The organism is Mannheimia sp., assembly GCF_056854775.1.
In genome coordinates, this window is record NZ_JBXGGI010000091.1 from 1 (window position 1) to 5156 (window position 5156).

7 protein-coding genes are annotated in these 5156 nt (G+C 37.9%); 4 read left to right on the forward strand and 3 right to left on the reverse strand.

Features of this window, described 5'->3' with window-relative positions; genetic code table 11:
* The 4 genes from rsgA to ACJHV0_RS06280 form a co-directional block, all read left to right on the forward strand.
* A partial coding sequence (rsgA, locus tag ACJHV0_RS06265; RefSeq protein WP_483133689.1) for a small ribosomal subunit biogenesis GTPase RsgA occupies positions 1-679 on the forward strand: 679 nt, incomplete at its 5' end.
* Positions 679-1278, forward strand: a complete 600-nt coding sequence (gene rnhB, locus ACJHV0_RS06270) for a ribonuclease HII (RefSeq protein ID WP_200865334.1) — start codon at positions 679-681, stop codon at positions 1276-1278. The genes rsgA and rnhB, both read left to right, overlap by 1 nt.
* A 12-nt stretch (positions 1279-1290) precedes the next feature.
* Positions 1291-1650: a purine nucleoside phosphoramidase gene (gene hinT, locus ACJHV0_RS06275; protein ID WP_025236586.1), complete on the forward strand. Its 360-nt coding sequence runs from the start codon at positions 1291-1293 to the stop codon at positions 1648-1650.
* Between the two features lie 4 nt (positions 1651-1654).
* On the forward strand, positions 1655-2026 hold the full coding sequence (locus ACJHV0_RS06280; protein ID WP_283386326.1) for a YcfL family putative periplasmic lipoprotein: 372 nt from the start codon (positions 1655-1657) through the stop codon (positions 2024-2026).
* 35 nt (positions 2027-2061) lie between these two features.
* Here the strand turns inward: ACJHV0_RS06280 and ACJHV0_RS06285 are convergent, their stop codons facing one another.
* The 3 genes from ACJHV0_RS06285 to ACJHV0_RS06295 form a co-directional block, all read right to left on the reverse strand.
* The gene (locus ACJHV0_RS06285; RefSeq protein ID WP_025236588.1) at positions 2062-2694 is read right to left on the reverse strand and encodes an MBL fold metallo-hydrolase; all 633 of its coding nucleotides are present in this window, start codon (positions 2692-2694) and stop codon (positions 2062-2064) included.
* A gap of 16 nt (positions 2695-2710) precedes the next feature.
* The gene (mepK, locus tag ACJHV0_RS06290) at positions 2711-3265 is read right to left on the reverse strand and encodes a peptidoglycan L,D-endopeptidase MepK (RefSeq protein WP_334233256.1); all 555 of its coding nucleotides are present in this window, start codon (positions 3263-3265) and stop codon (positions 2711-2713) included.
* 164 nt (positions 3266-3429) lie between these two features.
* The gene (locus tag ACJHV0_RS06295) at positions 3430-4959 is read right to left on the reverse strand and encodes a L,D-transpeptidase family protein (RefSeq protein WP_483133690.1); all 1530 of its coding nucleotides are present in this window, start codon (positions 4957-4959) and stop codon (positions 3430-3432) included.
* Positions 4960-5156: the final 197 nt, after the last annotated feature.

Genomic DNA, 5156 nt, shown 5'->3' on the forward strand with positions numbered 1-5156 from the left:
TCAAATCATCATCGTGTCAGCAGTTGTGCCTACGCTTTCACTCAATATTATTGATCGCTATTTAGTCATTTGCGAAACTGCCAATATCCCGGCTCTTATCGTGCTGAACAAAATTGATTTACTTGATGAAACAGAACGAAAAGCCGTTCAAGAACAATTAAAAATTTACGAAGATATTGGCTATGAAACACTTTGCCTATCCGCCGATACCGGCGAGAATATGCACACTTTGCATCAATATCTTGCAAACGGGACATCCATTTTCGTTGGTCAATCAGGTGTAGGAAAATCGAGCCTTATTAACCAGCTTATGCCGGAAGTCAATGCACTCACAGGATCTGTAAGTGATAATTCAGGATTGGGGCAACATACTACTACCGCTTCACGTTTATACCATTTACCACAAGGCGGTCAATTAATTGACTCGCCGGGTATTCGTGAATTTGGATTATGGCATTTAGAGCCGGAACAAATTACGCTTGGCTATCGTGAATTTCAATCAGTGCTAGGTACTTGCAAATTCCGTGATTGCAAACATAAAAACGACCCGGGCTGTGAATTAAAACAAGCGGTCGAAAATGGTAAAATTTCTGCAATTCGGTTTGAAAATTACCACCGCTTAATTGAAAGCCTGTCTGAAACCAAAAGCCAACGCCATTTTAGAAAAGAAGAAGTATAATAATGAGTGAGTTTATCTATCCAAACGCCCAATTGATTGCAGGCGTTGATGAAGTCGGGCGAGGTCCATTAGTTGGAGCAGTTGTAACCGCAGCAGTGATTTTAGATCCTAATAATCCGATTGAAGGGTTAATGGATTCTAAAAAACTATCGGAAAAGAAACGCTTAGTATTGGCAGAAGAAATTAAAGCAAAAGCCCTGAGCTGGTCGCTTGGTCGAGCTGAACCGGCTGAAATTGATGAATTAAATATTCTTCACGCCACTATGTTAGCGATGCAACGTGCTGTGGAAGGTCTACATATTCAGCCCGATTTCATCTTAGTTGATGGCAATCGCCCACCACAATTCTCCGTGCCGACACAAGCAGTAGTTAAAGGTGATAGCTTAGTAGCTGAAATCAGTGCCGCATCGATTATTGCCAAAGTAGCTCGTGATCAAGAAATGGAGGAATTAGATAAACAATTTCCGCAATACGGTTTTGCCAAACACAAAGGCTATCCGACTAAGTTACATTTTGAAAAGTTAATTGAATTTGGGGCAACACCTTATCATCGCAAAAGTTTTGCCCCAGTGAAAAAAGTATTAGGCTTAATTGATTAGAAGGAACATTTTATGACTACAGAATACCAAGAAACGATTTTTACCAAAATCATCAACAAAGAAATTCCTGCCAATATTGTCTATCAAGACGAGCTTGTTACGGCATTTCGTGATATTTCTCCACAAGCCCCTACGCATATTCTGATTATTCCGAATAAATTTATTCCAACCGTTAATCACGTTACTGCCGAAGATGAATTAGCATTAGGGCGTTTATTTACCGTTGCAGCCAAAATTGCTAAAGAAGAAGGTATTGCCGAAGATGGCTATCGTTTAATTATGAATTGTAATAAAAACGCAGGGCAAGAAGTGTTCCACATTCATATGCACTTACTTGGTGGAGAGAAATTAGGTCCATTAGTGGCGAAGTAACATTATGCGTTTATCCTATTTTACTTTTGCAATTTTTTCACTTTTTTTGACCGCTTGTGCAAGCAAGCCGGTAAGCTATTTACCAACAGGTTCAAAGCCTATTGTTAATATTGAGGAAAATATTGCACAAAAAGTGGAACTCGATACCAACGGCAAAACTTTTAGTGTGGCTAACTTAACTGATTTTCCACTTAATGTGATTTATAAACTCTTTTGGTACGATAAAGACGGCGTAACACAATCACCTAATGGCATTGCAGAGAGTTCAGGCTGGCAACCATTATGGCTACAGCCAAAACAAAAACAGACCGTGGCATTAATTAAACCTACTGAAGAAAGCCATAATTACCGGCTTTATTTGCGAGGTGCAAGATAGTAAAAAAGCAGAGTGAAAACTCTGCTTTTTTATCTCTACGACTTCAAAAACGGATTACTCTGTTTTTCTCGCCCAATAGTGGTATGTGAGCCGTGCCCCGGCACAATGATGAAATCATCATCTAAATCAAACATTTTAGTACGAATAGTTTCTAAAAGCTGATCATAACTCCCCATATACAAATCAGTTCTTCCAATGCTGTCTTGGAATAAAACATCACCACTAAAAGCGATTTTATTCTCAAAATCAAAGAAGCCAATATGTCCCGGTGCGTGTCCCGGCAAATGGCGAATATGGTATTTTAACTCACCTACCTCAACTACATCGCCTTCTTCTAGCCAGTGATCCGGATAAAATCCTTCTACCGCTGGTAAGCCAAATTGTTGGCACATTTCAGGTAAATGTTCAAATAACGGTTTATCTGCTATCTGAGAACCAAACACTTCAACGTTAAAATGATCTCTAACAGCTTTAACAGCCATAATATGATCTAAATGTGCGTGAGTAATCAGCAATTTTTGCACGTTTAAATTTTGAGATTCTACAAATTGAATGATACGGTCTGCATCATCACCAGCATCAATAATAGCTGCATTTTTATTGTTATCCCATATCACAGTACAATTTTGCTGGAATGGGCTAACAGGAATAATTTGCAAATTAAACATAAAATATGACCGCTTGTTAGCCTCTCCAAGTACGAACAGGACCGGTATCAACGTGAACAAAATTACTACGAGGATAGTAACCAACCCCTCCATTGTTCAAACTTTCTGCCGCTTGCTTTACTTTATTTAAAGGCACTCCTGAAACTTGGAAATCTACTGCTTGACCAAGAATATGATAGCTATGATGTGCTACACCACGACTTCTACGACGCATTCTTGCATTAGTTTGTGCCGAGCGATAACCACTTAATACTAGAATTTCTGCATTATGGAAACCTAAACGACGCTGTAATTGGTTAAGTTTAACGAATAATTTTGGATCAATCGCTTTAACTTGATTGATATGACGATCTCGCATCAAATAATTTAATTGACCGAGATCTTTTTTATTTAAACCACCTGCACCAAATTTCGCTGTGTAGGTATCACCTGTATTAATATTACGAAAACGTAATGCAGCAGGGGCAGGAGTAGAAAGAGCTGCCATTACTTGACCCGGCAGAAGGCTAGCCCCTAAAACAAGTCCGCCGAGTGATAACCACTTACGGCGTTGAACATCAATTTGTTTCATTTTTTCCTCATAGGTTAGCTAATAATTTAGAGAAAATCGCTTCGATAAACGAATTTCTGTAAATCTATAGTGTAATTTTTAATCATAGATTACAATTAGTAATCTAAATTATAAAAAAGTTCCAAGAAGATACCGGATCTTCTTGGAGCTTGTGATGTATTACGTTAAATCAAACTTTTAACTTTTCCCCAACTAATTGAATATTGTGGAATTTTCGCATCAAGGTTGTAAATATCCGGCAAAGTTTGTACTTTTCCACCTTCAACCCAAGCAGTTACATAATATAAATAAACCGGGTTATCCGAGCGAATTTGTGCAGAAGTGGTTTTTTTACTACCTAACACTTGGTTCTTTTTATCCACGCTCCAACCTGATTCTTTAAGAAGGATTGTCGCTAAATCATCTGCTTTTTCTACACGCACGCAACCTGAACTTAACGCTCTGTCTGTCTTACCAAATAGTCCTCTGTTTGGCGTATCGTGTAAATAAATTGCATCTGAACTTGGCATATTAAATTTATAGCGACCTAATGCACTATCATCACCTGCTTGCTGGCGAATACGGTATGGTGTACTTTTTGCATTTAAATACTGCGACCAATTCACGCTACGCGGATTAATTTTATTACCGCTGCCATCTAAAATTTCAAAACTAGCACGATCTGCATAGCCTGGATCACGGGCAAGTTTTGGCACAATATCTTTTGTCATAATACTCGTTGGAACATTCCAAGGCGGATTTACTACAACATTACTTAATTTGCTGTACATTACCGGCGTTTTACGATCAGCTCGTCCAACAATCACTTTAGACTGCAAAGCCAATGCCCCATCACGGAAGTAATATAATTGATAACTTGGAATATTCACAAAAATACCGTTATTGAAACTTGGAATAATACGCAAGCGTTGAGCATTTAGTGCTAATTTATAGAAAGAACCGCCATTATTTGCTACTTCTCCCCCCGCTACTTTACCTTTTTTAGATTTTGCTGAAGATGAACCACCTACCATTGCTAATACTCTTTCCGCAGTATCACGATATAAATGATTTCTTGGCACAAGATTAGTTACAAACTGACCTGACGAACCATCTTTTACCGCACTCGTCCATTTAGTAATTTGTTCCAGAGAAGGTGCTTTAGGTGAGTAGCTTCCTAAGTTATATAACCAGTTATTGGCATTTTTAAACACATTTTTGTTGTAATACAAATAATCTAAAAAGCAATCTGTTAATAAAATATCTCTACCCAAACCTTCCGGCTGATTTAAGATTTGTTGTAATGCTTTAGCAGATTTAGACGATACACCACTTGCAGCAAATAAAGCATATTCTTTTAAAAAAGCTTTTTCTGCAGCTTTGTCATTCCACATTGTGGCAAATTCATTGTCTAAATAAACTTTTGTTGTCGCTTGGTTTAGTAATAGGGCATTATTACCAATTTCTTGATTCACTCTCGCTTCTGCCTCTGCAAATTTTCTTGCTTGCTCTTGGCGAATTTGTTCTTGAGCTAACGCATAATCAGCCTGTTTTACCAATTCTGCGGCACGAGCTTGTTGGGCTGCAAAACTTAACTGCGGTAAAATTGTATCTTGCACAACAGGTGCAGCTGTAGCCTGAGTAACTGTTGCCGTTTCAGCTAAAGCTAAACCTGAAAAAGCCATCATAATAGGTAATAATTTAAAGGTTTTCACCCACTCTTCCTCTTAATATCATTTGCAAATTTTTTCAAAAAATAGACCGCTTAGTAATCTAAGCGGCAATATTTGTGTATATTATAAACACATTTATGGTTTTTTACCAATATTCGACCAATCTACTACCATTTGTACAGTTTCTTTTAAGAAAAAGTCAGGTGCTTCATAATCTTTTGGTAAATCATCAATGCTTT

What these genes read in the sequence shown, in the direction of transcription:
- ACJHV0_RS06285 (WP_025236588.1), bottom strand. Translation starts at nt 2,694, where the DNA reads ATGTTTAATTTGCAAATTATTCCTGTTAGCCCATTCCAGCAAAATTGT.
- ACJHV0_RS06280 (WP_283386326.1), top strand. Translation starts at nt 1,655, where the DNA reads ATGCGTTTATCCTATTTTACTTTTGCAATTTTTTCACTTTTTTTGACC.
- mepK (WP_334233256.1), bottom strand. Translation starts at nt 3,265, where the DNA reads ATGAAACAAATTGATGTTCAACGCCGTAAGTGGTTATCACTCGGCGGA.
- hinT (WP_025236586.1), top strand. Translation starts at nt 1,291, where the DNA reads ATGACTACAGAATACCAAGAAACGATTTTTACCAAAATCATCAACAAA.